Consider the following 26,314-nt stretch of genomic DNA (forward strand, 5'->3'; position numbering starts at 1 on the left):
TGATTGACTTAGCTCAATTCCAAACCATCAAGCTCTTCGTATTCTGAATTGTTACTGATAAACTCAGGAACAACCGTTTTAAGGTACGTCACCATTAGGGCTTTATCGCCCTCCCGAAGTGCTTTTTTGAGGTCTTGTAGCGCCGCCGAAATTTCCCCAAACGGTTGCTCATCGACTTGGGCAATCTGAATTTTGGGGTGGTAGGTTGGCAGGGTATGTTCTTTGTCGCTGAGGAGTTCTTCGTAGAGTTTTTCGCCTGGACGCAGTCCTGAGTACGTAATCTGAATGTCTTTATCGACCCGTAATCCTGACAATTTTATCATCTTTTGGGCCAAGTCTGCAATGCGAACTGGCTCGCCCATGTCAAATACAAAAATCTCTCCACCGTTGCCCATGCTGCCCGCTTCCAGCACCAATTGACAGGCTTCGGGAATGGTCATAAAATACCGAATGACGTCGGGGTGAGTCACCGTAATAGGCCCGCCTGCTCGTATTTGTTTTTGAAAAAGGGGCACAACGGAGCCGTTGGAACCAAGTACGTTGCCAAAACGGGTGGTGATAAAGCGGGTACCTTTGAGAAAACGATGGTTGAGACTTTGGACGTACATTTCCGCCAGCCGCTTGGTCGCGCCCATCACGTTGGTAGGATTGACGGCCTTGTCGGTTGAAATCATTACAAATTTTCTGACGTTGGTTTCAACGGATAAATCAGCGATGATTTTTGTGCCAAAAACGTTGACCTTTACGGCTTCGTAAGGATGCTCTTCCATCAATGGAACGTGTTTATACGCGGCGGCATGAAACACAAACTGGGGCGTATATTGACGAAAAATATGCCGCATTCGCACTTCATCAGTGACGTCGGCTACTTGCACAATCACCCGCGTGGCATCGTCGAGGAAGCGGCGGAAATGCTGTTTCAGTTCGTTTTCAAGGTCATATAGCCCTGATTCGGACTGGTCGATAAGAATCAAGGTTTCTGGTTTGAACCGAATAAGTTGCCGAACTATCTCACTACCGATTGACCCCGCCGCGCCAGTTACAAGGGCAGTTTGTCCTGAAAGTTGGCGGATAATGTTTTGATTATCAAGCAAAATAGGGTCACGTTCGAGCAAGTCTTCAATCCGAATGTTACGAATGTCGTCCGAACGAAGCTGGTCGCCATTGAGTCGTTCGTACATGGATGGAACGACTTTGACGATGATGTCTTTTTTCAAAAACCGTTCGATGATTTGGTTTTTGCGGTGAGGTTTTATTTGATGAATGGCCAAAACGACTTCTAGGTCGCTGGTGATTTCGTCTTCCACAAAGCGTTTTATGGCTTCGCTTTCGGGATAAACGGGTACCCCTTCAACGGTTTTGAAACTAAGAGAAGGGTTATCATCAATGAATCCGACAATTGTATATTTTTTGTGCCGATTGCGGAGGAGGGTATTTTTGGTCAAAATTCCAAGCGTACCCGCTCCATAAATCAGAACATTGACCTTCTCGCCAGGAGCATTGGCAATCAGGGTTTTGTAGATATTTTTAACCAAAAAACGGCTCGAAATCATCACCGACAATGAAATAAAATACTCGATAATGAGTATTGAAATCGGGATATAAAAAACCGCATTGTCGGTACTATGGCTTAAAAAAGTAGAACCAATGATGGTCAAGATACTACTTGCAGTCGTGGCTTTAAAAATGAGCGAAGCATCCTCAACGCTACTGTGCCGAACGATGCCCGTGTATGACCGAAAATAAAGAAAACAAAGCAAGCGATTGACCAATAACGCCACCAAATAGTACTTGTACAATTTCCAATTAATGTTGGAAACATTGAGGTTGAATCGTAAAATACAGGCAATGACAAAGGATCCAATAACCACGCCGCCGTCAATCGCTAAAATGAGATGACGGGATACAAAGTGGTTTGAATACTTAGTCAGAATACGTTCAATCATATTGGGTAAAGCGTACTTTTTCAAAAGTAAAAAATCATTTTCAATAAGCCTCACTTACTGACCCAGAATTTACTTTTCGTACAGGTGGCTGAGGGCTTGTTTTAGGTCTTCAAATTGGTAAGTGAAGTTGGTTTCGGCCTTGATTCGGTGATTAAGCACGTAATTTCCTCCAATGACTAAGTTGGCCATTTCTCCAAATACGGCTTTGAGCACAAAACTTGGAATGTTGGGCAACCAAAGCGGGCGGTCTAACACTTCGGCTATTTGACGGGTGAGGACGGCGTTCGTCACAGGCGTGGGCGCTACGGCGTTATAGGCTCCCCGCCAAGCAGGGTTTTCGAGGGCTTCGATGTACATGCGGCACAAATCGTCTATGTGTATCCACGACGTCCACTGCTTGCCAGAAGCAAGTGGCGCACCTACGCCCCACTGAACGGGCAGCGCAATTTTGGGCAACGCTCCTCCTTGCGTACTCAGAACGATGCCCGTACGGAGTTTTGTCGTGCGAATCCCAATATTGTCAATCAGCTCGACGGCGTTTTCCCAATGCCGCGTCACGTGGGCCACAAAATCAGTTCCAGAAGGGGTTTGTTCGGATACGCGTACATCGCCCGTATCAGCCCCATAAAACCCAATCCCCGAAGCCGACACGCAAGCTTTAACTTGATAGGGGCGCTCTTGAAGTTTGCGCGCAATCAGTTCAATGCTTTTGGTTCGGCTTTGAATAATCTCTTGCTTACGACTGGCAGTCCACCGTTGGTCGGCGATTCCAGCCCCAGCGAGATGGATGATGTAGTCGGCTTTACGAAGGGCTTCCTCTTCGATGAAATTTTTTTCAATATCCCAACGGTAAATTTTGACGTTTGGGTTGTTTTGTTGTTTTCGGCTTAAATAGGCCACTTGATAGCCTTTTTCAAGGAGTAGGGTGGTAAGACGACGGCCAATCATGCCCGTTCCGCCAGTAATTAAAACAGTTTCCGCCATAGTGATAAAAAGAGAGTATATGGAACATAACTAACGGCGGTGGGGAATCGTTGCGGTAGCGGAATAAAAAATTGTCCAGTTTTTGGGATAACTTTGGCACGATGCTTGTGTAAACAATAATTAATATAATAGAGTAGGGTAATTTGGCATTAGCCCCGTTTCATTGGAACGGGGCCATGTTTTTTTTAAGGGGGTGTAAGTTGTCTTTGAAAAACAGAACTTTTGTGGCTATTTTGGGTGTTATCTAGGCTTATACCTCTTCTATTAATATGCCATTTGAAATCATTTCCACCTATCAACCTACTGGAGACCAGCCCCAAGCCATTGCACAGCTTGTGGAAGGTGTTCAAAACGGCGAACCTTCTCAAACACTTCTTGGGGTAACGGGTTCGGGAAAAACATTTACCGTTGCCAATGTGGTAGCGCAGATCGACCGCCCTACGCTGGTGTTGAGCCATAACAAAACCCTCGCCGCGCAGTTGTACGGAGAATTTAAACAGTTTTTTCCCAACAACGCGGTCGAGTACTTCATTAGCTACTACGATTATTACCAACCCGAGGCTTACATTGCAACGACCAATACCTACATCGAGAAAGATTTAGCCATTAACCAAGAGATTGATAAACTTCGGCTTTCGACGGTGTCATCGTTGATGTCGGGGCGGAGAGATGTATTGGTGGTGGCGTCGGTGTCGTGTATATATGGAGCAGGAAACCCTGAAGAATATCGAAAAAGTATCGTGCGGGTAGGCGTTGGAGAGCAAATCACCCGTAATCAGTTTTTGTTTCGTTTGGTTGAAATTCTTTACAGTCGGACGGAAGCCGAATTTGCACGCGGAAACTTTCGGGTAAAGGGTGATACGGTCGATATTTATCCAGGCTATGCTGATTTTGCTTATCGTATCATTTTTTTTGGTGACGAAATCGAGGAAATTCAGCGTATTAATCCCACCAATGGCAAAAAAATATCGTCCGAAAAGATGGTGGCCATTTTTCCTGCCAACTTATTCGTGACAGGAAGGGACGTTTTACTAAATGCCATTCGCCATATTCAGGACGATTTAGTGGCGCAAATTACTTACTTTGAAAAAGAAGGGCGGTTGCTGGAAGCCCAGCGCATTCGTGAACGAACGGAGTTTGACCTAGAAATGATGCGCGAATTGGGCTACTGTTCGGGTATCGAAAACTATTCACGGTATTTCGACAATCGAAAACCAGGCGAACGGCCGTTTTGTTTGCTCGATTATTTCCCCGAAGATTTCTTGCTAGTGGTGGATGAAAGCCACGTGACGATGCCCCAAATTCGTGCAATGTGGGGCGGCGACCGCTCCCGTAAAGAGTCATTGGTCGATTTTGGGTTTCGTTTACCAAGTGCGATGGACAACCGACCGCTGACCTTTCAAGAGTTTGAAAACTTGGCAGGACAAACGATTTTTGTGAGTGCAACTCCTGCCGATTACGAACTTCGACGGACGGATGGCGTGGTAGTAGAGCAAATTATTCGTCCAACGGGCTTGCTTGATCCCGAAATTCAGGTGCGTCCGAGCCTCAATCAGATTGATGATTTGTTGGAAGAAATCGACAAACGTGTCAAGCGAAATGAACGCGTTTTGGTTACTACTTTGACCAAACGAATGGCAGAAGAGTTGAGCAAGTATTTGGAACGGGTAGGCATCAAAGGACGATATATTCACTCGGAAGTAAAAACCCTTGATCGGGTCGAAATCTTGCGTGATTTGCGCTTGGGGGCATTTGATGTGCTAGTAGGAGTAAACCTTTTGCGGGAAGGGTTGGACTTGCCCGAAGTGTCGTTGGTGGCAATTATGGATGCCGACAAAGAAGGCTTTTTGCGGGATATTCGTTCGCTTATTCAAACCATTGGGCGGGCCGCTCGAAACGAAAACGGAAAAGTGCTCATGTATGCCGACCGAATGACGGGCTCGATGCAAAAGGCGATTGAAGAAACCAATCGCCGTCGAGAGATTCAGATGGCGTACAATACGGAGCACGGAATTACGCCTAAGACGGTTTTCAAGAGCCGCGAGGCCATCATGGAACAAACGTCGGTGGCCGATTCAAAACCATCGGCAAAACGTTATTACGTAGAACCAGAGGAGGTTCGGGTAGCTGCCGACCCAGTGGTGCAGTACATGGCAAAACCCGAATTGGAAAAGCTAATTGCGGAAACACAACGCAAAATGGAAGCCGCCGCCAAAGAACTCAATTTCTTGGAAGCTGCCCGTTACCGCGATGAATTGTTGCAATTGCGAGAAAAACTGAAGAAAGATTAAACGCTCTCTAACATAACAATGCTTGCGCTTTATCCAGGTTAAACGCATTAAAAAAACGGCCTCGGAGAGGCGTAACATTTGTAGATTTAATCAAAAATTTTAAGTCATTCAAAACAGCCTCGGTAGAGGCGTAACCTTTGTAGATTTAATCAAAAATTTTAGGTCATTCAAAACAGCCTCGGAGAGGCAAAACCTTTGTAGATTTAATCAAGAATTTTAAGTCATTCAAAACAGCCTCGGAGAGGCGTAACATTTGTAGATTTAATCAAAAATTTTAAGTCATTCAAAACAGCCTCGGAGAGGCGCAACCTTTGTAGATTTAATCAAAAATTTTAAGTCATTCAAAACAGCCTCGGAGAGGCGCAACATTTGTAGGCAAAGTAAACAAATCCCTGCCTAAAGCCCCATCGGGGAGGCTAATTATATCTTTCTACGAAGATTTGGCTCCTCTGGAGCTAAATAGTCACTTTTTATTTTTAATGCGTTTAACCTACGCTTTACCCCAGAAGTCGTTCTTTGATTTCTTTAATCCGTTGTTCTTTCTTGGGTTGTCGGTATTTTTTGGCAAAGGGAGTATGGTACGTGTGCGATTCCAAAAATTTGATCTGAATTTCGTCCCATTTTTTGCGGTCATGGAGCATGTCCATGTTTTGAAGTTCTTGAAATAAACTTTCACTAATGGGGTCAAAATCGCTACGTCCCAAATAGTCCAAATCGGCGTCGCACAAGATTTGTTCGATTAAATTTAGCGGTTGTTGAGGGACTTTGGTGGAGATGATAAGCCCATTAATAAGCACAATTTCAATACTGGTAAAGCCAAAATTGGGAAGTAGTCGCTTGGCAATTTCAATGCCTTTCTCTTCATGTCCCTGATAGGTTTCGGTAAAGCCTATATCGTGAATAAGGGCGCCAGTGAGTAATAGTTCGGCTTCAGGCTCTCTGAGCGAAAGCCGTTTAATATACTGACGACAAACCGATAGCACATCACGGACGTGGTGAATCCCGTGGTAGGTAAGTTTGGGTGAGAGCTGCTGCGAAAGCTCGGCTAACACAAACCGTCGAAGTTTTAAAAATCGCTCAAAAGGTGCCATCGGTTCAAACAAAATAACGCTGGGAAGAGTGTTGGTTGCGACAAATTACTGAAAAGTCGTATTCTATCAAATCTTTGCGCCGCAAACTGCTATTTTTGTGCAAAATTTCAACGAAATTAACCATGTTTGACCCAATAAAACTCCATTCCGAACTTGTCTTTCAAACTGCTCGCAGTGGAGGCAAGGGCGGGCAAAATGTCAATAAAGTCGAGACCAAAGTGGAGCTGCGTTTTGACGTCTCGCAATCGCTGCTACTGACCGAAACCGAACGCGCGCTTTTGCAAGAGAAACTTGCCAATCGTTTGACAACCGAAGGCGTGTTGGTGTTGACGCACCAAACCGAACGTTCTCAGTTGGCCAACCGCGATAAAGTAGTAAAAAAGTTTAATGACCTTATCAAAAAATGCTTTGAAGTGGCCAAACCCCGCAAAGCCACCAAACCTTCTGCCGCAGTGATAGAAAAACGTCTGAAAGAAAAACAGCGGCAGTCAGACACCAAAGCAATGCGTCGAAAAATTACCGAATAAATGATAGAAAACAGCTTTGAAATTCAGCAACTTAATGATTTTGAGACCATCCAAGATTTAGGTTCTCGAACGTATTTTCCTCATTATACCCATTTGTGGTATGATACCCAAGGGATTGAATGGTACATGGAACGCTGCTTCGGAGACAATGCGCTCAAGGCCGATTTTGAAAACCCTGATTTATTGTATTTTGCCGTAAGGCTCAACGGCAAAAATGTGGGTTTTCTTAAACTTGTAAAACACAAAACACCGCTTGAAAATCAGCCGAAAGAATCGTTTTTGTACCTCGAAAAAATCTATTTTCTCAAAGAAGCAACGGGACTTGGGTTGGGGCAAAAAGCGATGGCTTGGGTAGATGAACAAGCGCGTCAATGGGGTATTAACAAGGTTTGGTTAATGGCGATGAATTCGTCCCTAAAAACGATTCAGAGTTATGAAAAAGCAGGTTTTGTGAAAATAGCGACAACACGCCTTGACGATGAAGTGTTTTGTCGGCTACGTGCAGAGCTTCGAGGCATGGTGGTGCTGCAAAAAGAGCTGTTCTGAAAAACCACCCCTTCGCTTTTTTATTCTCCCGAAAACCCGCACATTTGCGGTATGGATATACGTGATTACATTCGTTTGGCCCTTGCTGAAGACGTAGGCGATGGTGACCATACTTCGCTCTCGACCATCCCCCGTGATGCGGAGCGACGGGCGCGCTTGCTCGTAAAAGAAGACGGTATTGTGGCAGGTGTTGAGGTTGCCAAAATCATTTTTGAAGAAGTTGACCCGCTGTTGGAAGTAGAAGTGTTTATCAACGATGGGCAAGCCATCAAAAAAGGTGACATCGTGCTTCATGTCAGTGGAGATGCTCAGTCAATTTTGAAAGCAGAACGGCTGGTACTCAATACGATGCAACGAATGAGCGGTATTGCTACTTACACACATTCGCTGGTACGTCTTTTGGACGGCTTGCCAACCAAACTACTTGATACGCGCAAAACGACGCCTAATTTTCGCGTATTTGAAAAAATGGCGGTTAAAATTGGGGGAGCTGTGAATCACCGATACGCGTTGTACGACATGATTCTTATCAAAGACAACCACGTCGATTATGCAGGAGGAATAGAGGCCGCTATTAACCAAGCTAATGCGTATTTGCAACGCACGGGGCGACAGCTACAGATTGAAATTGAAGTGCGTAATCTTGCGGAGTTAGAACAAGTGTTGCAGATTGGACACGTTCAACGTATCATGCTCGACAACTTTAGCCTTGATGACCTTCGCACGGCGGTTCAACGAGTGGCTGGAAAATACCCTACCGAAGCTTCGGGGGGAATTAGAGAAGAAACCCTGCGTGCCGTAGCCGAGACGGGCGTTGATTATATTTCGTGCGGCGCTTTGACCCACCAAATCAAGAGCTTGGATTTGAGTCTAAAAGCATATTAACATACCTTCCCGAAAGTTAAAAACTTTCGGGAAGGTTATTCTCTTTCGGAAGGTTGTTAGGGAATTAGCTCAACTTCCCGAAAGCTCTAAGCTTTCGGGAAGTTAGATTACCGAAGTACTTTAAACGTAACTCCTACCAAAAACATATCTGAACGATACCGAAAACGGCGAACATCAGCAACCAGCTGTTTGTTGGACGTGCGGTACTCGTTGGTATTAAAGACATAGCCAGCTTTTAACCCCAGCCGTTCGGTAATGTGTAAACGGGCATAAATTTCGGTCGTAAGATTGCCAACTGCATTGTCGCCAAGGAGTTGTACATTGGGCGAAGTCGGCTTTGCTTGCTGATAAGTCTGGTGCAAATTGAGCGAATCTACTTTGTTATACCCCGTTGTTGAAGAATAAAAGCCTGATTTTTTGCCTCCGAGAGCCAGTCCAAGAATGTCGGCATTTACGCCAATATCTACCTTATCAAAAACAGAAAGCTGTATTCCTAAGTTAAAATTGAAGGAAGTGATACCCGCCGATACTTGCAATGTATCAATGTTTCGTAGCAGCAAGGGGGCACTCAAGGCGCTGAAGCCCGTTTTTCCACGAGATTGAGACGCGGGGGCAGTAATAAAAGGGAGGTTATTGCCGCGAAAATGAGTACCCCGTATGCCCCAACCGACTTGAAATAAGCCCTTTCGGTCAATTTTTAAGTATTGATGATATTGAGCATTGGCAGACCAGGTAGCGGTGTTCCACGCACCTGCTACATCTACGTAAGAGACGAGGCGGGCGGTGGTTTGGGCAAATGTGGTGGATGAAAAAGCAAAAAGCAATGCGCTTAATGACGAATAGAGTAGAATTTTTTTGTTCATGAATCGAGGAAAAAGACGTGACGGCGTGATAGAACCGTAAGTTGCACAAAAAAACATCTTTCTCCGCCAAAGGCCAATAATAGCGACTGTTTTTTTCGCTTTAGACCTAAAAAAGCCGAAAACAAGTGTTTTCGGCTTTTTCCTTCTAACCTAACCTATGAGAAAAAGTTGGCACTATTGAGTGCTAATTCAACCAAACCCGTTACAAAGGTCGCGGCTAGAGCTGATAAATTTTAGCGTAGAAATACGCGTTTTTTTGTTGCGTAACTCTACCTGTCAAAATTTATTAAACGGTTTGGACTTCCTTGGTCAACAGTATATCTTGCAACCTTGTTCTACAACTAATACCCTACAAACTTCATGAAAAATGCTGGTAAAATATTCTCTGTCAAAGAGATTGCGCTGGGTCGTAAAAACTTTGAAGCAAGACACAATGGCCAAAAAGACCTACGCAAAGCCGAATACTTTAGCCGTGACATACTTGAGACACTGCTCAAAGTAGAAGGCTGCGACGGGATTCGGATTTATTATGGCCACGCACCCGAAAATAAAGAGGGCGATATCGACTTTTCGGTCGTAGGCAACGAACAGCCGCGCTTGTTTTTGGTGCCCGTACAGATTGGCGTTGATGGTCTTGGTCGCGACATGAAATTTAAAATTGACACCACTGGCGAAAAAGATGGAGAAGGTGAGCCAGGCGGTGCTGGCGGGGGAGTTCCTTGTCCCAATTTCTGTAATCCATAAAAAGGATGATTCATCGATTTATTTCTTATCTAGCAGATTTTAGTGTACTAATTCCAGTAGTTTTTGCTTTGTTGTTATTGAAGACAACAAAAGTCTCACATTTGGATAAGACCAGTAAGATTGTTCTGGGGTTTGTACTGCTAACGTTATTGAGAAATGGGTTAACGTCTATTTTAGCACAAATAGGCGTTTTTAACATCTATATCTATAACTGGTACAATTTAATTAGTTTCGTTTTAGTAGCGGTTTTGTATTATTTAACCTTTCAAAACCGCTACTTTAAAGGGCTTGCTCTGTTGCTCTTGTTCGTTTCAATATTGATAGCTTGTTTGGATTTACCGTCATTGTTGGACGTTAAGACTGTAAGTTTTAATAATTTTTCGTATCATGCTTCGGGCGGTTTTACCATATTATTAATTCTTATTTACTATTTTGAGCTGTTAAAATATTTAACAGTGCCCAAACTGGGTTCTTCCCCCTTGTTTTGGTTTAGTTCGGGCGCGTTGTTTTATTATTCTGGAACAATATTTTCATACATTTTTATTAATTACACTTTTAATAATTTGGCATCCAGAGACCAATATTGGGTCGTAGATGCCTTGTTATCAGTTGTGTTAAATATCTTCTTGACGTTTTCAGTTTGGTATATGAAACCTCGGCCTAGTTAGAGCTTTTGGCTATAGGAAAGAGAAATATATGCCGTTTACTAAAAAAATATAGCTTCCCTCGTTTTTCTCCGTATTTTTGACTGTATATAACGCCAGTCGTTTTGCCCCTTCACTATGGAGCCGTCTTATGCCATTGTTATTGGGACAAGTATCATGCTTATCATGGCAATGTTCATTGTCGTGTTTGTGATGTATTACCAACGCAAACAGATTGAGCAGCGAATACGCGTCAAAGATATGGAGGCGGAGTTTCAACGGAAACTCTTAGAGGTCTCCATGGCCTCTACGGAAGCCGAACGGAGGCGCATTGCCCAAGATTTACACGATGATATTGGGGCACTTTTGTCAGTTACAAAGCTAACATTCAATGCGTTGTATAGCCAGTTGGGCTCAAAAGAACAAGCCGAACGCCTCGCCCAACAAGTACGCGAAGCCCTCGACGAAACCATTAGCCATGTTCGTCGTATTAGCCGCGAGTTAGTTCCTACTACTTTAGAGCGATTTGGGTTAGCAGCTGCCATTCAGGAGTTTGCGGCCAGAAGCAACTCCCATCATGCCTTGAAAGTGACGTTTGATTGTCTGGGCGATGAAGAATTTCGGTTGGCACCTCGTACTGAGTTGATGCTTTATAGGGTAGTACAAGAACTGATTAACAACGCCCTCAAGCATTCGAATGGTCGAAATGTGCATATACAGATTGAGCTCCCTCCGCGGCAATTTTGCATTGTTGTGGAGGACGATGGACTGGGGTTTGACCTCAATGATGTGCGTTTGCGGCCATCACCTGGGTTAGGACTTGATAGCATTGAGGGGCGTTTGCGCGTAATCAACGGAAAAGTTGATTACGAAACAGGTCTGAATAAAGGATGCCGAGTGGTGGTGAGGTTACCTAAGTTTACGCCCTTGAACTCGCCGCTTTCTCCCGAAAAAATAACAGCAAAGTAACATACATTTACAGCACGGACAGATGAATAAGATAAAACTCGTGATTGCCGATGATCACAACCTTTTTCGTAAAGGAATGACTGCAATGTTGAATCAAATTCCTGATTTTGAGTTGATTGGTGAGGCGGCAAACGGAAAAGAATTGTTGGAACTCTTAGAAAAAGTAACCCCTGACATTGCGTTGTTGGATTTACAAATGCCCATCATGGATGGGGTAGAGGCGACGGAACAAATTCAACAACATTTTCCCAATCTACGGGTAATCATTGTGTCAATGCACGAGGAAGATCGCTTTATTATTCATTTGTTGGAAAAAGGCGTCAATGGGTATTTGTTGAAGGACTCGGAGCCAGGGGAAGTAGAAAATGCCATACGGCGCGTCATGGCGGATGGTTTTTATTACAGTGATTTTGTGTCGAAAGCGCTGCACCGTAAAGTAATTACCCGTGCCAATCCGCCAGCCCCATTGTTTAACAGCAAAATTCAAATTTCGCCCCGTGAAATGGAAGTGTTGCAGCTACTCTGTGAAGGGCTTTCTACGCTCGAAATTAGCGAAAAATTATTTGTAAGTCCTCGTACAGTGGAGGGCCACCGCTTAAGGCTTCTCGAAAAAACGGGGACTAAAAACACGGCAGGCTTGGTAGCTTATGCCTTCAAAAACGACTTGTTGTAGTGAATGCCACGTCAAACCTCTAATGCAGGGTTGACGTGGCAAAACGTGTTTATCCAAATGCTTCGTTAAGGTCAGGTAAGTGACCAAGCTGATGCAAGGTTGTGATATGAGAGCGTAATGCTACGGCAAACGTAGGATTTTCAAGGTAAGGAATACCAAACTCTTCGGCGGTTTCTTTGACAATGTGCGAGATAGCAGGGTAGTGTACGTGCGAAATCTTTGGGAAAAGATGGTGCTCTACCTGAAAATTAAGCCCACCTACGTACCACGAGAGCAACTTATTATCGCGTGAAAAATTGACCGTTGTGTTCATTTGGTGAATTGCCCAATCATTTTCAATTTCCCCTTTCGAGTTAGGTTGTGGATGCGTAGTACCTTCTACAGAATGGGCTAGTTGGAAAATCGTCGTCAAAATAATCCCGCCAATAAAGTGCATGAGTAGAAAACCCGCGATTAAAGTTTGGGTTGGCACTTCAAATACGAACAAAGGAATCCCAAGAAAAACGGCGAAATAGCCGATTTTCGCCAAGATAATTTTACTCAAAATGATGATGTTTTGAGTACGGGTATTGGTATTGACCCCGTTGGCAGTATAAGTAAAAAAGTTAACAAAGTCCTTCGCAGTTACCCAGTAGAGGGTCAAGATTCCGTAAAAAAGAAAAGCGTATAGCCACTGAAACTTGTGGAAAGATTTGACGGGTGTGTGTGGCGAAAACTTGAGGACGAGTTTGTCTTTGATGTCTTCATCAAAATGAATAACATTGGTGTACATGTGGTGCAACACGTTGTGTTGCAACTTCCAATTGAAAGGCGAGCCACCTAGCATGGTCAGATAAATAGAACCCATCCACTCATTTACTACTTCATTTTTGGAGTAAGCACCGTGGCAGGCATCGTGCATGATGCTCATGCCAATTCCAGCAAGCCCAATTCCCATCAATGCCCACAACATCATACTTACCGCAAACGGAGGCTGGAAGAGTAAAAACAAACAAAATGGAACGACATAAATCGCCGTAAGTACTACTGTTTTGACAATCAGCGTCGTGTTGGAATACTTGGAAAGATTTTGATCTTTGAAATACGCGTCAACTCTTTTTTTGAGGGTAGAGAAAAATTGGTTTTTGTCTTTGTTAACGAAACGAATTTTTTTAGCAGGATTCACAATCATTAATGGAGGTTTAGAGAATTTAATTTTGAAGTAAAGGTAAATACTTACAGCCGTAACTTCTAGCGTTCGATAAAAATAGCTCGATACTCAGAATAGAAAATGACTTTAATCGTATGAAATCGTGACAAAAAGCCTGTACTTTGCGTCACAACAGAAACATACGAAAACAATGAAAAAAGTACTAATAGTAGCTATTTTAGGCTGGTTGGCTGGTTACTCAACACAAGCACAGACGGTATTGCCTGGTAAACAAGATATTGACAAGTCCACTTTTGAGGGGCTTTACGTCACAACCAAGATTGAGGAAAAATACTTGGGTCAATACTGGGAGTCGTATTTGAAGCAATACGGCAAAGTCAGTAGCTCTCGCGGAGGAGTGTATCGGGCACCGTCGGCCAATATAAGCAGTGTTTCGTCGTCGCCTATCAATTTATCGAGCCAAGTTTCGTCTAAGAAAGGGCTTTCACAAGTGTTTATTTATTTGGATTTGGGAAATGGCTCGTACGTGACACAAGGCACCAAAGGCTACGCAGAAGCGGAGTCATTTTTGAAGAAATTTGCCGAAGATGCCATTTTGTATGATGATGCTCGCGTGGCTGAAGAAGCCATGAAAGAGTCGGAAAAGTCGTTTTCTAAACTAACTCGCAAAGGCGAATCACTCAAAAAGGACATTGAAAAAACCGAAAAAGAGCTCGCTAACCTCAAGAAAGATTTAGAAATAAATCAGAAAGATGTAGCAACGTCGCAGACAGATCTAGAAACGAAGAAAAAGGTGTTTGAGGACGCAAAAGCCAAAATCCCCGCAAAACAATAACTGTGAAGAGGGTTGCTAAACGGTGAAGAGGGTTGCTCACAACCCGATTAAAATGAAAGCCAACGATTTAGAGCAAATCGTTGGCTTTCTTGTATTCGCGGGGTGTTTTGCCCGTCACAGCCTTGAAGGTTTTGGTAAAATGCGAAAGATTGTTGAAACCGCTGCTGTAACACACATCTGTTACAGACTGGTTTTGAACGAGCAGTTTGCTTGCTTGTTTGATGCGGTATTCGTTGACAAAATCAGTAAAGGTCATTTGGGTGATTTTTTTGAAATACCTGCAAAACGACGGCACCGTTAGGTTGGCCAAATCAGCCACTGTTTGAACATCTATTTCGCGTTGATAATGCTGCTCAACGTACCCATAAATCTGCCGAATACGTGCTTCTTCGCGGTGGCTGTGTTCGTAGCTAATGCCGTTGATTTTTAGTAGATTATACTCTTTGGAGGTGGCAAGTTTTTGCAAAATAATCAACAGTTGAATCAGGCGTTCAAAGTGACTGAGCTGAGGAAGGGTAAGCATAAGATTAGCGACTTCCTGTCGGGTTTCACCAAAAAAGTTAAGCCCCTTTTTAGACAACTCAAAGAGGCGGTTGATGTCCTGTAATTCAGGACTTTGAAGAAAAGATTCGCCAAGAAAGGTATCGCGTAGCTGTACCACAATCTCTTCATGTTCGTAGTCGGCACCGTATCCAAAGTTAAGGTGAGGAACGTTGGGGCCAATAAACATCAATTCTCCCTCTTCAAAATGCGAAAGGTGCTGCCCAATGTGCCGTTTTCCAGAGCCTTTATGGATATACACAATCTCGTATTCGGGGTGTTGGTGCCAAAAAAAACGGTCTTCGTGCGAGCGCCAATGCAGTACTTTGAACGAACTGCCTCGGTCGGGAGTGATATTTTCGTACTCGGTTTTCATGCTTGATTGTCGCGGGTTATCGCTCACTTTGTATCAAAATGATAATTAAGCACAAATTAAGGCAAAAAACGAATAATAATTTCGTTTAGGATTTACAGATATTTGCACTCAGATTATAGACGTTGACTTTTCTCACTAAAAACCTACGATGATATAGAGAGCGGCTTAGGCCGCTTTTTTTATGGCCTTTATCTTCAATTTGCTATGTTGGTTTTGACTTGTATCTTTGTAAGTGTTCAAAAAGTGCCCTTACCATTTTGGGGATGATGAACGCTTGGTTAAGGTGTTTGTACTGCATTTAGGAGTGTATGAAAGTCTCTACAAGTCAGCCATTTGCGATTGTTTACTCGCTGTTTCAGCATCAGTATCTTGGGTATTTGTTTGGTTCATATATGGTCCAAATCAATTCTAAAAATGAACTGACGCTGCTGAATCAGATTGTCTCTACCAAAAATGTCAATGAATTCGCGGCTGGTTTGGATACTGTTGATTTTGAGTTGGTTAAGTTGATTGAAGATACCCAGCAAGATCACATTCTCAAGAAATTCAATCCCAAAAAACTGTCGGCGTTCGACTTCTTCCAAAAGGTATATGACCCCCAAAAAGGGGATAAATTGCTGCAAGAGACCATTGGTGACTACATTGAGCGGCGAAAAGTAGAGATTCTTGACAAGCTGGCGGGGAAACGGGTATATGTGATGGGGAGCGATAATAATCCTGCATGGATGCCCATTGAACGAATGCCCGACAAAGCCAAGGTGTTTTTTCATTTTGTACGAAACGAAGAAAATACGCATTATTTCCCTATTCTAAAATACGATACAGAGCGGCTCCAAATTAGGCATCGCAACGCCATGTTGATTTGTGATGAACCAGCTTGGCTATTGATTGACAACAAGTTGTATCATTTTGATAAAAGCGTGGACGGAAAAAAAATTCGTCCGTTTCTCTCAAAGAACCATATCATTATTCCACGAAATGTGGAAGAGCAATATTATCGAAAATTTGTTGCTCCCCTGATTGCCAGTTATGAGGTTTACGCCCAAGGGCAAGGCTTTGAAATCAGGTATGAAAAAGAGTCGGTAGTGCCTGTGTTGACGATTACTGAACAAACGACGTCGGTTAAATCGGGGTCGTTGACGATGTTCAATGCGCAGGACAACTCGGAGTCTGCTTTAGTAACCGAAGATTATGACCAGAGCCAAGTGGTTTTTGAGTTGTCGTTTCAGTACGGTCAGTTCAATTTTAAGTTTGACAGTTTTGCCAATCATGCCAACGTGAGCCTTGAAAAACAAGGTGATGATTACATTTTTCATAAAGTAAGACGCAACGTTGGGTTTGAGAAAAATATCCTTCATCGCCTCAAAGAATGGGGATTGGTGATGGGACAAGGTCGTAGTGTTGTGTCTAAAAATCAGGCATTTGAGTGGATACAGGCGAATAATGTGACGTTGAAAGATGCAGGAGTTCTTTTGCAGCAAACAGCAACGGGCTCAAGTGCCAAACGCTATTTTCTGGGTTATTCGTCGATTGATATTACGTTTGAAGAATCGCGGGATTGGTTTGATGTGTATGCCAAAGTGCGTTTTGGGGAATTTGAAATTTCGTTTGTGAAGCTCAAAAACCTGATTTTAGCCCGAAAACGTGAGTTTACTTTGCCCAACGGGGAAGTGGCGGTCATTCCAGAAACATGGTTGACGAAGTATTCTGAACTGTTTGCTTTTACCGAATACGATGCCGAAAGCCATCAGCTTACGCTCCGAAAACACCACCTAGCGCTGGTGCAAGAGTATGCCGAAGATAGCCTTGCCAAGGTGGTGATGAATCGTAAATTAGAAAAATTACGTGATTTTGATGAGATAGATGAGCAGCCACTTCCTGAGGCGTTTGTAGGAACGCTGCGGCCATACCAAAAGGCAGGTTACGATTGGGTTATTTTTTTGAGTCAGTACCGTTTTGGGGGCTGTTTGGCCGACGACATGGGGCTTGGAAAAACCGTGACTACCCTAGCTATGTTGCAGCGACAAAAAGAAATGGGCGCCGACCGACCGTCGTTGCTGGTGATGCCAACGTCGTTGTTGTACAATTGGGAATTGGAGGCGCGGAAGTTTACGCCGCAGCTGCGGGTGTTGGTATATAAAGGTACTTACCGCGAAAAAGATACGACTCGTTTTGATGATTACGACCTCATTCTGACTTCTTACGGTATCGTTCGCATTGATATTGAGCTTCTTAAATATTACCGTTTCAATTACATCATACTTGATGAATCGCAGGCGATTAAAAACCCTTCGTCGCACGTGACAAAGGCCGTGATGCAGTTGGAATCGAATTTTCGACTGATTTTGACGGGAACACCGTTGGAAAACACAACGATGGATTTGTGGACTCAGATGACCTTTGCCAACCCTGGGCTTTTGGGTAGCCAGTCATATTTTCGTTCTCATTTTCAGGTACCGATAGAAAAACAAAACGATGGGCAACGTACCCAAAAGCTATATGCCCTGATTAAACCGTTTTTGCTTCGTCGGCACAAGTCGCAGGTAGCGCTCGACTTGCCACCAAAAGTGGAAAGTGTTCATTATTGTGAAATGTCGGAAGAACAAGAAAAACGTTACGAAGAAACCAAGTCGTACTACCGAAATTTTATCTTGGAACACATCGAAGAGGAAGGAATGGCCAAGTCGCAAATGGTTGTTTTACAGGGATTAACCAAGCTCCGACAACTGGCCAATCACCCCCGTATGGTGGACGAAACGTACGACGGAGCATCGGGCAAATTAGAAGAGATAGAAGCGAAACTGGAAGAATTGGTCAGCGGGGAGCATAAGGTGTTGATTTTCAGTCAATTTGTGCGCCATTTGGCTATTTTGGAAAAAACCTTACATCATCAAAAAATAAAGTATGCTTACCTCGACGGCAGTACTGTCAATCGACAAGCGCAAGTGGAGTTGTTCCAGCAAGACGAATCGGTGAAAGTGTTTTTGATTTCGTTAAAAGCAGGTGGGGTAGGGCTCAACCTAACGGCCGCCGATTACGTCTTTATTTTAGATCCTTGGTGGAATCCTGCGATTGAAGCCCAGGCCGTTGATCGTGCTCACCGAATTGGCCAGCAGCGCACAGTTTTTACGTATAAATTTATTACCAAAAACTCGGTAGAAGAGAAAATATTGGACCTACAACGAAGCAAGCAAAAGCTGTTCAATGAGTTGATTACCAACGAAGAAGGGTTCGTGAAGTCATTAAGTAAAGAAGATATTTTGGAGTTGTTGGCCTAGCGAATCAGCACCAGTTTTCCTCGTATAGCGTGGCCTTGAGGAGCTGTTTGGATGATAAAAGCATAGTTTCCAACGGGCAAAGGTGCTTCGTTATAAAAGCCGTCAAACACGGTTTTTTTTGCTGAATCAGAATAAAAAATAGCTTCTCCCCAGCGATTATAAACCGTGACTGTCGCTTCGGGAAATTCTTCCAAACCACGTATGAGCCAAGTGTCATTGACGCCATCGCCGTTGGGGCTAAAGGCGTCAGGGATATGCACGCCTTTCATGATGCCAATGGTAATTTTGTCAATAGCAAAACACCCATTAGCATCGGTTACTTTGAGGGTATAGGTGGTGGTTTTGTCAGGAGAGGCCGTCGGGGAGGCAGTTTGCGTGTTGTCTAGGTCAGTGGGGGGGCTCCATTGGTAGGTGTAGCCCGAAACGCCGCCATTTTTGTTTAATTGAATGCTGCCATTCTCGGCTAAGTCTTGGTCGGTGCCAAGTTCTAAAGTAGGCCCTGCTAAGACTTCGACTGTGTGTGTGGCCGAACCATCTACACACGTACCAGCCTGTTTGAGCGAATACGTGATTTCGTGTTTTCCTGCACCTGCTTGTTGTGGAACAAATTTATTGGGGGCAACAACTCCTTTTCCGCTGAAAATACCACCTGCGGGCGTGGCAATCAAAATGAGGGCAGTAGTATCGCTACCACACCGTACAGGAATGGGCTGTATCCCAATCGACGCCGCAGCAAATGCCTTAATTTCTACGGGTTTAGATTGGCCTGTGCAATTGTTAGCGTCGGTAATTTTGACTGAATAGTTTCCTATTTGGTTGATAACCAAAGAAATATTGGTGGCATTGGGGATGGGTAAACTATCGAGCAACCATTGATACGTTGCATTTTTTTCGGAGGAGGTTGCTGTCAACGTGAGTGGCGTGCCTGGACAAAATAGCCCAGATGGATTGGAAGAGGTAGCAACGACGCTTGGATTGGGTACAACCTTAATGGCTGTAACCGACGATTCTCCTGCGCTACATGCACTTTTTCGGGTGACTTTTACTTTGTAATTGCCTTGGTTTTTGACAACCAATACCGAGTCTTTGTTACCCGCCAGCAGTTGATCATCTTTGTACCACTCAAATGACGTGTTTGGAAGATTGGCGCCTGCGTTGAGTTGTACCGATTTCCCTTCGCAGAGGGTGGTAGGCGCTGCTATGTTTGGCCGCCCAACTTCGGAGACGCGAATGACTGCGGGGGGGACAGGCACACATTCTTCGACCTCAATTTGGTACTCGCGGTAGGTTTCGCTGAGTTTTACTCCCGAGCGACTGTGTTGGAGCAAAAAACCAATCGAATAGACACCAGCTTTGGTAGGTTTGGCCGAAACAAGAATGTTGGTAAGACCCTGACTCGTAAAAATATTAGGGGCAAGCGGAGGGAGAACGAAGTTGCCTCCTGGGAGCATCTGATTTTCTGAAAAGCCAGCTTTCCATTCCACTTTTTGGTAAGGTATTGGGCCGTTGGCTCCCGTAAATGGGGCGATATTTGAGACAACTAAATTAAAGCTTGACCGAGTGAGCCCAGATTTTAGTGGTTCTGAAACCACCTGAAGGCTAAAGTTGGTCTCTTGGTTGGCACAAAAAAAGTTGTACGATTGAGGCACCCATTGTGGGGTGGTTTTTCCTGCTTCGGCAGGCTCAAAATATTCCCATAAATAAGCGGGTGAAAACCAATGGTACAGAACAATCTGCGATGAAACAATGTTGTCAGTGGGATTGCGCGGGCCAACGGGGCTGTTCACAATGTAGTAGCCTTCTGGGTCGTTAAAGTCTTGGGGTTTTAAGACCAAATTGTAATTGTAGCGGACAAATAAATACTCGACTTTTTTACTTTTATCACAAGATACCGAGAAACTTGAAGCACTGACATCGTTACTTTTGTCGGCCGTATATTCTTGCATGAGTTGATTGTCTTTTTTACGATACACCCCAAACCGAAGCTGGGCGGGAAGGGCGTCGTAGCCTGCTTTGTCCGTAAAGAAAGTGCAACCTACCCCGTAAGCATAAGGAATATTATTATTGATGGTACGACGGTCTATTTGTCCACCGTAAATACGTTGGGCGTATGCGGAACCAAAACTGGCCAATAAAACGAGAAGAAACCCAACGAGATTGCGCATTACTTTGGTTAAGGACTAGTATTAAAATCAAATGTATCTAAAAATCTACTAACAGGTAATACCCAAGCAGTTATTAAGTTTTATGCAGCCACTTACGCTCGACTTCTATCAAAAATACGATACGTTAACCCTCGCCCAAAGGTTGCTTGGTTGTACGTTGGTTCATCAAAGCCAAGATGGTACTACCGCAGGCATCATCGTTGAAACGGAAGCCTACCTAACTGACGACCCCGCGTGTCATGCGTACCGAAGGAAAACAAAAAGAAATGCCGCAATGTTTGGCCCTGCGGGAACAGTTTATGTGTATCAAATCTACGGAATGCACTACTGTGTCAACATCGTAAGTGGCGACGAAGGCGTGGGGGAGGCGGTGTTGATTCGGGCCTTGGAACCAACCGAAGGTATTGAACTCATGGAAGAAAGAAGAGGGTATGGAATGTCGAGTGCAGAGGGTAGAATGTCGAAAGAGAAACCTATTCGACACTCTGCACTCTCCCTTCGACACGTATGCAACGGCCCTGCTAAATTGGTGAAAGCCATGGGGATTAGTATCGAAGAACATAACGGTACGTCGCTTTTAGCGGGTAATTTAAAGATTTATCCTTCTGTACTAGAGGAGTTTGAGATGATGACTACCACCCGAATCGGCATTACGCAAGGCGCCGATTTACCGTACCGTTTTTATGTGACAGGAAATCGCTTTGTAAGTCGTAAGTGAGGCATAGGGTTTATTTACCCTTGTGTAATAAAGTTACATATTTTGGAATTAATTTGAGATATTTGTAAATGGTAGTAATTGCAAAATCAGCATTGGTAAAATTTGGAGAAAAACATCCCAATGCTCTCGTGCCATTAATGGAGTGGTATGATACTGTATTATTAGCAGATTGGGGTCATTTTATGGACATTAGGATGACGTTTAATTCTGTTGATTTTGTAGGGAATGACAGATATGTGTTCAATATTAAAGGAAATCACTACCGACTTGTGGCTTTAATACATTTTTCAATACGAACTGTATATGTCAAATTTGTGGGTACACATAATGAATACGATAGAATTGATGTTTCAACAATTGATTATAAACCATGAAAATTGTAAATGAATATGAGTATCAAAAAGCATTTTTGCTTTTTGATGAACTAACGGCTGAAATGATTGTAAATCCCGAAAAACAGACAGAGGCTCGTAGGGTCGCTGAAGCTATTCAAGCTTATGAAGCAGAGTTTGTTAAGTTTCCCCGCCCCACCACACTTGCAGGAATGATTGAGCTCAAAATGTATGAAATGAAACTGAAACAAAAAGATTTAGCAGAGTTATTAGAAGTAGAGACATCAAGGGTTTCAGAGATATTGAATGGAAAGCGCAAAATCACACTTGAAGTAGCTAAAAAGCTTCATACAAAATTGGGGATTGATGGTAACTTCATTCTTGAAGTTGCGTAAAATAGGAATGAATCGGGTCAGTTGAAACCCGATTCAAAAAGCCTCTACAAACTGGCTCTGACGAGTTTGGCGCCGTCGCACATGGCTTTTAATTTTTGTTTAGTCGCCCAGCGAGCCGTTTGACTCATTCCACAGTCGGGGGCAACGGCTAGTTTTTCGGCAGGAACGTACGGCAATACCTTCCGAATGCGCTCGGCGACGTCTTCGGGCGTTTCGATGTAATAACTTTTAACGTCAATGACGCCCACTGCTACGTCCAGTTTTTCGGCAAATCGTTCCAAAAGATGCACATCGGTAAAGTTGAGGACGGTCATTTCGGAATGAAGTTCATCGACAGTCATGTCCAAAAAATCGGGTAGCATGGGAGCTAATGTTTTTTTACCCACCGAACGGCCTTTGTAATTTCCAAAACAGAGGTGCATCGAGAGGCGCGTTTTTCCGACGGCAGGCGCAACGGTTCGGTTGAAAATATCGACAAATCGTTGGGTATCTTCGCGGTAAGCGTAACAACTCATGGACGGCTCATCCACGCAAATTTCGGGAACACCCAATGCCACCAATTCTTCAATTTCTTTCCGCACAAGGGGCAAAATAGCTTCGGTCACTTCCCAGCGGTCTTTGTACAAATGCCCTGGATTCAACCGCCCCGACAACGTATAAGGCCCAGGAATCGACATTTTAACGCGTTGGCCTTCGGGGGCAAGGCGTTTGAGCCGTTTGTATTCTTCCACCACTCCAAGCCCTTTGGGCGCTGTTAGGGGCTCAATAATGCTGTTTTTGCCGCGTTGATCGTGGGCGGGTGGGCCGTATTTTCGGGTTTCTGAGCTATCGTTCTGGATTCCGTTGATGAAACCATAAAACGACAGGTTAAAGTCGAGACGGGTTTGTTCGCCGTCGGTGATGACGTCGAGTCCTGCGCTTACTTGGTCGTGGATGGCCGTAATCACGGCATCGTCAATCATTTCGGCGATGTCGGCGGGGCCAAACTTGTCGAGGTTCATGCTCGCAAATTCGAGCCAGCCAGGAAAAGGCATCGAGCCAACGACAGTGGTTTTTATCGGATGAGGTTGCATGTTTCTAGGTTTGAGGGTTTACTGTTTAGGGTTTCGTGTTGTTTCTTCATAGCCATTGGTACATGACATGGGCATCGACGAGCCCAAGTTGGGCATGCTGGTAAGCGTTGGGAACAGTGCCAATGATTGCAAACCCGCATTTTTGCCACAACCGAACGGCAGTGGTATTGGTCGAAATCACGCAGTTGAACTGCATGGCAAGGAAACCCAATCGCTTGGCTTCAACGAGTGAGAAGCGGCACATTTGCTCAGCAATGCCTCGCCCACGGGCGTCGGGATGAACCATGTACCCCGCGTTGACCACATGACTACCCAAATCGGGCTGATTGGCTTTTAGAAAAAACGTGCCGACGATTTTGTTGTTTTCTTCGGCGGCGTACGCATATTTTTCGGGGTCAAACCAAATTCCTAGCATTTTTTCGCGCGACGATTCGGGCGCGTACATGTACGTATCTCCCGCCCGAATCACGGGCTCAATAATGGCCCAAAGAGCTTCTTTGTCGGTTGGGAGTACGGGACGAATTTTTAGGGTCATGGCGTTAGATAGAATCACTGACGTAACTGGGTATGCCTACTTGTTGGTACATTTTTGCAAGGCGGTGAGCGTGCTCATCGTAGGCTGCTTCAAACAGTTCGACGGCGCGTTCGCTACCGACTACCGCAGCCGCACTTAGCACCTTAGGCGGACGCCCTGCCTGGGTAAGAAGTTGGGCGGTTTCGGCTTTAAGGCAATTGACAATCGCTGCCCCGCCTACCGTCGAACCAGGGGAAACGGGCGTATCAAGGCCAGCAAGCGTAACCATAGCATCGCCCACGGGTGCGCCTGTATCGAGTACCAAATCGGCAAAATCGGTTAGTTTTTTTCCATCCGTGCGTTTTGATGAACTGGCTTCGGAATGTTCTTTAGTAACTAAAGCAACGACCTTAATGCCATTTTTTTGGAAAATTTCGGCCATTTCAACGGGAACAATGTTGGTGCCCGAAGACGAAATCACCAAGGCAGTATCTTGAGAAGACAAGTCAAAATTCCGCAAAATACGGTCGGCTAACCCCGAAACATTTTCCAAAAACATGGCTTGACGTTGCCCGTTGGCACCCACCACCAAATTGTGAAAAGTAAGAGACAACTCCACGATGGGGTTAAACCCCGCAAAAGAGCCGTAGCGAGGCCACATTTCTTCGACCATGATTCGGCTGTGGCCACTACCGAAAACGTGTACCATCCGTCCTGCAAGGATGCTTTCGGAAAACCATTGAGCGGCTTGTTGGATTTGGGGTTGTTGTTGTTGAATAGTTTGTAAAATGTGCTGACATTTACTTAGATAAACTTCGGTAACAGTCATGTGAGAATAAGGTTTAGAACGCGGATTGAACGGGTTAAAGGGATTTGAACGGATTATTTTAAATTGACTTTAAAACGATTTTCAAAAATTTTACGCTTGAATTCTGGTTTTCGCCCAAAATTTAAAAGCAAACCAACTTCTTTGTCGGTGGCTCTCAGGTAGTTTGTCAGCTGAGCTTCATGTTCTACAGCTAAGCTTTCAGCAGCTTTTAGCTCGACTATGACTAGATTTTCTACTACTAAGTCTGCATAGTAATCTCCAACTTCATACGAATCGTAATAAACTTTTATAGGTTGTTGATTTTCGCAAAGCAATCCTTTCTTTTTTATTTCAATTAACAAAGCTCTTTCGTACACCTTTTCAAGAAAACCGAATCCCAACTCGTTATAAACGGTATAGTAAGCTTTGATGATTGAGTCCGTAATAGAAGCATGTATCATAAAAAATCAGTTAGAATCTGTTCAATCAGTTAAATCTGTGTTCTATTTTTTTAGTGTGATAATGCAAAGCCTGCGGCGCCAATGGCTCCTGCCATGTCACCAAATTGGGCTTGAACAATGGGGGTTTGTTTGCCCCCAGGCCGCCATTCGTACAGGCTCATAAATTGGTGTAAAGGCTCAAACAAGGCATCGTCAGATAAGGTGATTCCTCCTGCAAGGACGATGAGTTCGGGGGATAACGCATTGACAAGCGACGACAATGCCACGGCTAATTTTTGGACGGAAGTGAGCCAAACCAAACTGGCCCAAGGGTCGCCTTGGCGGTAGGCTTCGACCAGCGCCCACGTGGAGTCAAACTTTCCTTTGCTTCTTTTTTGAACGGAATAATTGCCAATGGCATACTCCAAACTCCCTGGAGCGCCGACGATGCTTACTTCGTCGTCGGTGGCATGAAGGGAGAGGTGGCCAAGGTGTCCCGCCATTTGGCTAAGTCCTTGGTATAGTTTTCCTTGGATAAGAATCCCGCCTCCAACGCCTGTGCCGAGGGTGAGTAAAATCACATTTTGGCAACCCTTAGCCGCCCCAAACTGTGCTTCGGCCATGAGCGCTGCGTGGGCATCGTTGAGGACGTAGGTGCGTTGCCCAAAATAAGCACTCCAATCAAAATGCGCTAGTCCTAACAAGCGATTGGGAAGAAATGAAATACAAGAATTATGGGCATCGGGTAAGCCTGGGGCCGACAGTCCAATGGCATCAATGGGAGCCTGCCAATAATTTCGCAAGTAGGTAACCATTTCAAGTACATTTTCACGCCAATGCCCTTCCGTGTCATCTTGCGTCGCCACGTAATGTTGCTTCAAGATTTCTCCCGCTTCATTGACCAAAATGCCCTTGACATTGGTCCCTCCCAAATCAATACCGATGGCTGTTTTCATTTTTTTAGTGTCGAGTGTAAAATGCAGAATGTCGAATTTTTAGTGTTGAGTGTAAAGTGCAGAGTGTCGAATTTTTCAGTTTTGACTTTTTCTATTCGACATTCTATACTCTGCATTTGACATTCCATCAACTGTTCTTCTTATAGTTTTTATGGTGATTCATTTTGGCGGTTAAGATGGAGGCAGAAAAAATAGAAAGTAACTCGTTTGTTTCATTCATCAGATTTTCAATTCGTTTAAAATCAATGATTTCTGCCTCAGTAAGTAATTCCATCCAAAATAGTGATTCGTCCGTTTCTTCTTCGCAAATATGAACTTTGTTGATAAAGTCAGCGGGAGATTTGGCTCGACACGCTGATCTATAATTTGCTCCTACTGAAGTTCCAGAACGCAATAGCTGCTTTCCAATAACTTGACCAACTTGAGTATTTGGAAGAGATTCGGTTAATTTGATGATTCTCAATGAAAAAAGTTTGGTTCGTTGTTTTAAGTCTTGTTTGGGCTTCATGGTCGTAACAGCTTAGTTATTTTAATCTTTTGACCACAAGCGATTATAAATTGTCACATTTTT

General features: G+C 44.2%; 25 protein-coding genes. 12 read left to right on the forward strand and 13 right to left on the reverse strand.

The window, feature by feature from the left end; translation table 11 throughout:
• Positions 1-8 precede the first annotated feature (8 nt).
• Together FHS57_RS11385 and FHS57_RS11390 are read right to left on the reverse strand one after the other, a co-directional pair.
• Positions 9-1,970 carry a polysaccharide biosynthesis protein gene (locus tag FHS57_RS11385; protein WP_229601320.1) on the reverse strand — a complete coding sequence of 654 codons (1,962 nt, stop codon included), beginning with the start codon at positions 1,968-1,970 and terminating at the stop codon, positions 9-11.
• 45 nt (positions 1,971-2,015) lie between these two features.
• Complete coding sequence (locus FHS57_RS11390; protein ID WP_183973630.1) at positions 2,016-2,930, reverse strand: TIGR01777 family oxidoreductase; 915 nt, start codon at positions 2,928-2,930, stop codon at positions 2,016-2,018.
• 269 nt (positions 2,931-3,199) lie between these two features.
• Here FHS57_RS11390 and uvrB point away from each other — a divergent pair, with 269 nt between their 5' ends.
• Positions 3,200-5,221 (forward strand): excinuclease ABC subunit UvrB, encoded by a 2,022-nt coding sequence (gene uvrB, locus FHS57_RS11395; protein ID WP_221225608.1) that lies wholly within the window; start codon positions 3,200-3,202, stop codon positions 5,219-5,221.
• A 497-nt stretch (positions 5,222-5,718) separates the two neighbouring features.
• Here uvrB and FHS57_RS11400 read toward each other — a convergent pair whose 3' ends face one another.
• Entirely contained in the window at positions 5,719-6,312 is a 594-nt protein-coding gene (locus FHS57_RS11400; RefSeq protein ID WP_183973632.1) for an HD domain-containing protein, read from the reverse strand.
• A 122-nt stretch (positions 6,313-6,434) separates the two neighbouring features.
• On the opposite strand from FHS57_RS11400, the gene arfB reads away from it, so the two are divergent.
• Genes arfB through nadC form a run of 3 tightly spaced genes read left to right on the forward strand, consistent with a single transcriptional unit; the run spans position 6,435 to position 8,270 of the window.
• Positions 6,435-6,839: an alternative ribosome rescue aminoacyl-tRNA hydrolase ArfB gene (gene arfB / locus FHS57_RS11405; RefSeq protein ID WP_183973634.1), complete on the forward strand. Its 405-nt coding sequence runs from the start codon at positions 6,435-6,437 to the stop codon at positions 6,837-6,839.
• Positions 6,840-7,385 carry a GNAT family N-acetyltransferase gene (locus FHS57_RS11410; RefSeq protein WP_183973636.1) on the forward strand — a complete coding sequence of 182 codons (546 nt, stop codon included), beginning with the start codon at positions 6,840-6,842 and terminating at the stop codon, positions 7,383-7,385.
• A 51-nt stretch (positions 7,386-7,436) separates the two neighbouring features.
• Positions 7,437-8,270: a carboxylating nicotinate-nucleotide diphosphorylase gene (gene nadC / locus FHS57_RS11415; RefSeq protein WP_183973638.1), complete on the forward strand. Its 834-nt coding sequence runs from the start codon at positions 7,437-7,439 to the stop codon at positions 8,268-8,270.
• A 107-nt stretch (positions 8,271-8,377) separates the two neighbouring features.
• On the opposite strand, the gene FHS57_RS11420 is transcribed toward nadC, so the two are convergent.
• Complete coding sequence (locus tag FHS57_RS11420) at positions 8,378-9,133, reverse strand: hypothetical protein (protein ID WP_183973640.1); 756 nt, start codon at positions 9,131-9,133, stop codon at positions 8,378-8,380.
• A gap of 360 nt (positions 9,134-9,493) precedes the next feature.
• On the opposite strand from FHS57_RS11420, the gene FHS57_RS11425 reads away from it, so the two are divergent.
• The 3 genes from FHS57_RS11425 to FHS57_RS11435 all read left to right on the forward strand — a co-directional run bounded on the left by FHS57_RS11425 (position 9,494) and on the right by FHS57_RS11435 (position 12,163).
• Positions 9,494-9,877, forward strand: coding sequence for a hypothetical protein (locus tag FHS57_RS11425; RefSeq protein ID WP_183973643.1), 384 nt, complete (start codon positions 9,494-9,496; stop codon positions 9,875-9,877).
• A 782-nt stretch (positions 9,878-10,659) separates the two neighbouring features.
• Positions 10,660-11,490 (forward strand): sensor histidine kinase, encoded by an 831-nt coding sequence (locus tag FHS57_RS11430; protein ID WP_183973645.1) that lies wholly within the window; start codon positions 10,660-10,662, stop codon positions 11,488-11,490.
• 22 nt (positions 11,491-11,512) lie between these two features.
• Positions 11,513-12,163 carry a response regulator transcription factor gene (locus FHS57_RS11435; protein WP_122931729.1) on the forward strand — a complete coding sequence of 217 codons (651 nt, stop codon included), beginning with the start codon at positions 11,513-11,515 and terminating at the stop codon, positions 12,161-12,163.
• A gap of 49 nt (positions 12,164-12,212) precedes the next feature.
• Here FHS57_RS11435 and FHS57_RS11440 read toward each other — a convergent pair whose 3' ends face one another.
• Positions 12,213-13,334: a fatty acid desaturase family protein gene (locus FHS57_RS11440; protein WP_183973647.1), complete on the reverse strand. Its 1,122-nt coding sequence runs from the start codon at positions 13,332-13,334 to the stop codon at positions 12,213-12,215.
• A 169-nt stretch (positions 13,335-13,503) separates the two neighbouring features.
• Here FHS57_RS11440 and FHS57_RS11445 point away from each other — a divergent pair, with 169 nt between their 5' ends.
• A complete protein-coding gene (locus tag FHS57_RS11445; protein ID WP_183973649.1) occupies positions 13,504-14,148 on the forward strand; it encodes a hypothetical protein in 645 nt (214 codons plus the stop codon).
• Positions 14,149-14,215: 67 nt separating this feature from the next.
• On the opposite strand, the gene FHS57_RS11450 is transcribed toward FHS57_RS11445, so the two are convergent.
• Positions 14,216-15,064, reverse strand: coding sequence for an AraC family transcriptional regulator (locus FHS57_RS11450; protein WP_183973651.1), 849 nt, complete (start codon positions 15,062-15,064; stop codon positions 14,216-14,218).
• Between the two features lie 308 nt (positions 15,065-15,372).
• Here FHS57_RS11450 and FHS57_RS11455 point away from each other — a divergent pair, with 308 nt between their 5' ends.
• Positions 15,373-18,342 (forward strand): DEAD/DEAH box helicase, encoded by a 2,970-nt coding sequence (locus FHS57_RS11455; protein WP_183973653.1) that lies wholly within the window; start codon positions 15,373-15,375, stop codon positions 18,340-18,342.
• On the opposite strand, the gene FHS57_RS11460 is transcribed toward FHS57_RS11455, so the two are convergent.
• Entirely contained in the window at positions 18,339-20,507 is a 2,169-nt protein-coding gene (locus tag FHS57_RS11460) for a T9SS type B sorting domain-containing protein (protein WP_183973655.1), read from the reverse strand. The genes FHS57_RS11455 and FHS57_RS11460 overlap by 4 nt on opposite strands.
• Before the next feature lie 82 nt (positions 20,508-20,589).
• On the opposite strand from FHS57_RS11460, the gene FHS57_RS11465 reads away from it, so the two are divergent.
• The 3 genes from FHS57_RS11465 (at position 20,590) to FHS57_RS11475 (ending at position 21,952) form a co-directional block, all read left to right on the forward strand.
• Entirely contained in the window at positions 20,590-21,225 is a 636-nt protein-coding gene (locus FHS57_RS11465; RefSeq protein WP_183973657.1) for a DNA-3-methyladenine glycosylase, read from the forward strand.
• 137 nt (positions 21,226-21,362) lie between these two features.
• On the forward strand, positions 21,363-21,599 hold the full coding sequence (locus FHS57_RS31775; RefSeq protein WP_262889940.1) for a type II toxin-antitoxin system HigB family toxin: 237 nt from the start codon (positions 21,363-21,365) through the stop codon (positions 21,597-21,599).
• Entirely contained in the window at positions 21,596-21,952 is a 357-nt protein-coding gene (locus FHS57_RS11475) for a helix-turn-helix domain-containing protein (RefSeq protein WP_183973661.1), read from the forward strand. Before FHS57_RS31775 ends, FHS57_RS11475 begins: the two co-directional genes overlap by 4 nt.
• A 44-nt stretch (positions 21,953-21,996) precedes the next feature.
• On the opposite strand, the gene FHS57_RS11480 is transcribed toward FHS57_RS11475, so the two are convergent.
• From FHS57_RS11480 to FHS57_RS11505, 6 genes are all read right to left on the reverse strand, one after another.
• Entirely contained in the window at positions 21,997-23,025 is a 1,029-nt protein-coding gene (locus tag FHS57_RS11480) for a cobalamin-independent methionine synthase II family protein (protein WP_183973663.1), read from the reverse strand.
• A gap of 46 nt (positions 23,026-23,071) precedes the next feature.
• A complete protein-coding gene (locus FHS57_RS11485; RefSeq protein ID WP_310586989.1) occupies positions 23,072-23,578 on the reverse strand; it encodes a GNAT family N-acetyltransferase in 507 nt (168 codons plus the stop codon).
• A complete protein-coding gene (locus tag FHS57_RS11490; protein WP_183973667.1) occupies positions 23,565-24,368 on the reverse strand; it encodes a sugar isomerase domain-containing protein in 804 nt (267 codons plus the stop codon). Before FHS57_RS11490 ends, FHS57_RS11485 begins: the two co-directional genes overlap by 14 nt.
• A 53-nt stretch (positions 24,369-24,421) precedes the next feature.
• Positions 24,422-24,808: a GxxExxY protein gene (locus FHS57_RS11495; RefSeq protein ID WP_183973669.1), complete on the reverse strand. Its 387-nt coding sequence runs from the start codon at positions 24,806-24,808 to the stop codon at positions 24,422-24,424.
• Positions 24,809-24,858: 50 nt separating this feature from the next.
• A complete protein-coding gene (locus FHS57_RS11500) occupies positions 24,859-25,743 on the reverse strand; it encodes an ROK family protein (protein WP_183973671.1) in 885 nt (294 codons plus the stop codon).
• 127 nt (positions 25,744-25,870) lie between these two features.
• Positions 25,871-26,251, reverse strand: a complete 381-nt coding sequence (locus FHS57_RS11505) for a four helix bundle protein (RefSeq protein WP_183973673.1) — start codon at positions 26,249-26,251, stop codon at positions 25,871-25,873.
• Between the last annotated feature and the right edge of the window lie 63 nt (positions 26,252-26,314).

Source organism: Runella defluvii (genome assembly GCF_014195535.1).
Classification (GTDB): domain Bacteria; phylum Bacteroidota; class Bacteroidia; order Cytophagales; family Spirosomataceae; genus Runella; species Runella defluvii.